The following is a 3527-nucleotide window of genomic DNA, read 5'->3' on the forward strand; positions in this document are numbered from 1 at the left end:
GGGAGCGAGTTCGGCCCGCGGCGGCGGCGCGGCGCGGACGGAACGCGCCCGGTCCGGAACACCGATGCAGCCGGCAAGGGCGAGGATCACGGCGAGGGCGGCGCCGGCCCGGAGGGCGCGGGGCGGGACACATCGCGCCATCGCGAAACTTCCTTCCCGTAAAGATCGTCCACGCGGGATCGTGGCTCTGGCTTAAAGCGTGGACCCGAAAAGTAAACGCGCCGATGTCGCAGGATCGCGCGCGCCCCCGGAAAACACGAATCAGCGGGGGTTCGCGGCGGTTCGGCGGCCGCGAGCAAATTCCGCTCGGCGGCTTGGCGTGGCAAGGTCCGCGCGATGACACAGCGAATCGAGCCCGCACGCCGCCCCCGCAGGGACGGGCCGGCCAAATCCACCGCGACCAAGGTTGCGACCTTCACCGCCTTCGGGCTGGCGACGGAAGCGGAGCCGCTCGCGCCGGGCCTGCACGTGGTGGCGACGCCGATCGGCAACCTGCGCGACGTCACGATCCGGGCGCTCGCGACGCTGGCCGCCGCCGACGCGGTGCTCGCCGAGGACACCCGCGTCACCCGGACGCTGCTGATGCACTACGGCATCACCACGCCGCTCGTCGCCTACCACGAGCATTCGAACGCCGCCGTCCGCGAGCGCATGGTGCGGCGGATGCTGGACGGCGAGGCGCTGGCGCTGGTGTCGGATGCCGGCACGCCGCTGGTCTCCGATCCCGGGTTCAAGCTGGTCCAGGCGGCGATCGAGGCGGGGATCTGCATCACGCCGATTCCCGGCCCGTCAGCGGTGATGACGGCGATCGTCGCCGCCGGCCTGCCGACCGACCGGTTCTTCTTCGAGGGTTTCCTGCCGCAGAAGGCCGGCGCCCGCCGCAACCGGCTCTCGGCGCTGGCGACCGTGCCCGGCACGCTGGTCCTGTTCGAATCGCCCCACCGCCTGCCGGAGATGCTGGCGGACGCGGCGGAGGTCCTCGGCGGCGCCCGTCCCGCGGCCGTGGCGCGCGAGCTGACGAAGATGTTCGAGACGATCCGCCGCGGCACCCTGGCCAACCTCAACGATACCTTCGCGGAGGAGGGCGCCCCGAAGGGCGAGGTCGTGGTGGTGATCGGGACCGCGCCGGACGAGGCCACCCCGGAGGAGGCCGATGCCGGCCTCGACGCGGCCCTGCGCGTCGCGCTCGCGCGGCACTCGATCAAGGATGCCGCAAGCCTCGTTGCCGACGAGACCGGGCAGCCGCGCCGCGCCGTCTACAACCGTGCGCTGGTGCTGGCTCGCGAGACCGATGCGGACGCCTGATGCCGCCCGCCGGAAGGCGACCGAACGCCGCGGGCGCCGGGCCGAATGGCTGGCGCTCGGCGCGCTGATGCTGAAGGGCTATCGCCCCTTAGCGATGCGGGTGAGCGCGTCGGGCGGCGAGATCGACCTGATCGTGCGCCGCGGCGGCACCATCGCCTTCGTCGAGGTCAAGGCGCGCGCGACGCTGATCGAGGCGCAGGGCGCGATCGGCCGGGTCAAGCGACAACGCTTCTCGCGCGCGGTGCGGAGCTGGATCGCGCGGCATCCGTTCGCCGGGAGCCTGACCCTGCGGGCGGACGCGGTCTTCATCGGCGGACGCGGCTGGCCGGTCCACCTCCGTCGACGCGTTCCCGATCGAGGGCCTGTAGCGGACGGTCAGGCGCGCGCGGCGCTGATCGCGCCGATGAGTGTGCGCTTGAGGTCGGCCTGGCTGAACGGCTTCTGCACCACCGGGCGATCGCGGAACGGCTCGCGGATGCCGGCGCCGCCGTAGCCGGTCGAGAAGATCAGCGGCAGGTCGCGCTTCGCGATCGCCTCGGCGACCGGGTAGATCGGCTCGCCGGCGACGTTCACGTCGAGGATCGCGACCTCGAAGGTCTCGCCCTCGGCCATCTCCAGGGCGGTCGAGAGGCGTGCGGCCGGGCCGACCACGGTGCAGCCGAAATCGAGCAGCATGTCTTCAAGCAGCATCGAGATCGCGGCTTCGTCCTCGACGACGAGCACCCGCTTACCCTGGAGAACGTCGTCGTTCGGTTCCGCGCTCACGCCGAGGTGTCTTCCTTGTCGATCCGCTCCGCTTCAACGGAACGTCGCCATGATGGCTGGTCGGATCCGATCGTCGCGCCAGGAGAACCAAGCGGGTACACCGGGCGGCTGAGGGGTCGCCCGGAACGCCGGTTGTGTCAAGCGTCCGGCGCGGGCTGTTCCGTCGGCAATGTTACACGGCGATACATTTCGCGATAGGGTGTGGCACGGTCCGCGTGAGGGCAGAACCCGCAATGGGCCGATCTTTTCCTGACACGACCGGATTTTTCCTGTGAGGGGTCGCCCCGTTCCGATCTGCAACCGCCGCGCCGTGCTGGTCGGCTTCGGCGCCGCCATCGCGGCGGCGCCCGCGCGCGGGCAGGGCGCGGTGGTGGTCGCCTCGAAGAGCGACACCGAGGGCACGCTCACCGGCAGCATGATCGCCCTGTGCCTGGAGGATCTCGGCATCCCGGTGCAGCGCCGCCTCGGCCTCGGGCCGACGCTGATCGTGCGCTCGGCCCTGATGTCGGGCGATGTCGACCTTTATCCCGAATACACCGGCAACGGCGCCTTCTTCACCGGCACCGAGGGCGATCCGGTCTGGAAGCGGGCCGACGGCGCCTACGCCGCGATCGCGGCGGCGGATCGGGCCAAGGGCCTCGTCTGGCTCGGGCGGGCGCCGGCCAACAACACCTGGCTGATCGCGGTGCGGGGCAGCCTCGCCCGGCGCGAAGGGCTCGCCACCATGGCGGATTTCGCCGGGGCCGTGCGGCGCGGGTTGATCCTGCTCGCGGCCTCGACCGAGTTCGTCGAGAGCCCGGCGGCCCTGCCGTCCTTCGAGGCGGCCTACGGGTTCTCGCTGCCGATGAACCGCATCATCAGCCTGCCCGGCGGCGACACGGCGGTGACCGCGCGGGCGGCGGCGCAGGGCATCAGCGGCGTCAACGCCGGCATGGTCTACGGCACCGACGGGGCGCTCGACGCCCTCGCCCTGACCGTGATGAGCGATCCGAAGGGCGCGCAGATCGTCTACGAGGTCGCCCCGGTGATCCGCGCCGACACCCTGGCGCGCCACCCGCGCATCCGCGAGAAGCTCGATCCGGTGTTCGCGCGCCTCGATGCCCATACGCTCCGCCGGCTCAACGCCCGCATCACCGTCGAGGGCCAGGTCGCCGAGACGGTGGCACGGACGTTCCTGCGCGACGCCGGCTTCATCGCTTGACGCCCGCAACGGAGGATCGACGCGGGGGCATCGGCCCGCCGCTGTTCGCCGCCGCCTTCCTCGGTGCGGTCTACGGCCTGCCGCTGGTGCGCATCGCGAAGAACCGCCTCGTCGTCGGCGAGCCTGTCTACGCGCTGGACGGCCTCGGGGCCCTGCCCGGATTCGGGCCGGAGATCGAGGCGGTGGCCGGGCTCGTGCTGCTTGAAGACATGCTGCTCGATTTCGGCTGCACCGTGGTCGGCCCGGCCGCACGCCT

3 protein-coding genes and 2 pseudogenes are annotated in these 3527 nt (G+C 71.8%); 4 read left to right on the forward strand and 1 reads right to left on the reverse strand.

Annotated elements, in window-relative coordinates; translation table 11 throughout:
• Positions 1–336 precede the first annotated feature (336 nt).
• On the forward strand, positions 337–1305 hold the full coding sequence (rsmI, locus tag FV223_RS23075) for a 16S rRNA (cytidine(1402)-2'-O)-methyltransferase (RefSeq protein WP_147729178.1): 969 nt from the start codon (positions 337–339) through the stop codon (positions 1303–1305).
• Positions 1292–1673 (forward strand): annotated as a pseudogene (locus tag FV223_RS23080) (YraN family protein). The gene rsmI and the pseudogene FV223_RS23080 overlap by 14 nt, the downstream one beginning before the upstream one ends.
• Positions 1674–1680: 7 nt before the next feature.
• On the opposite strand, the gene FV223_RS23085 reads toward FV223_RS23080, so the two are convergent.
• Complete coding sequence (locus FV223_RS23085; RefSeq protein ID WP_147729180.1) at positions 1681–2070, reverse strand: response regulator; 390 nt, start codon at positions 2068–2070, stop codon at positions 1681–1683.
• Between the two features lie 313 nt (positions 2071–2383).
• Between FV223_RS23085 and FV223_RS23090 the strand changes: the two genes are divergently transcribed.
• Both FV223_RS23090 and FV223_RS23095 read left to right on the forward strand, forming a co-directional pair.
• Positions 2384–3271: a glycine betaine ABC transporter substrate-binding protein gene (locus FV223_RS23090; RefSeq protein WP_246686533.1), complete on the forward strand. Its 888-nt coding sequence runs from the start codon at positions 2384–2386 to the stop codon at positions 3269–3271.
• Positions 3268–3527 (forward strand): annotated as a pseudogene (locus FV223_RS23095) (hypothetical protein); the annotation flags it as partial. The gene FV223_RS23090 and the pseudogene FV223_RS23095, both read left to right, overlap by 4 nt.

Origin of the sequence: Methylobacterium sp. WL116, assembly GCF_008039455.1 — a bacterium.
In the GTDB taxonomy this organism is placed as follows: domain Bacteria; phylum Pseudomonadota; class Alphaproteobacteria; order Rhizobiales; family Beijerinckiaceae; genus Methylobacterium.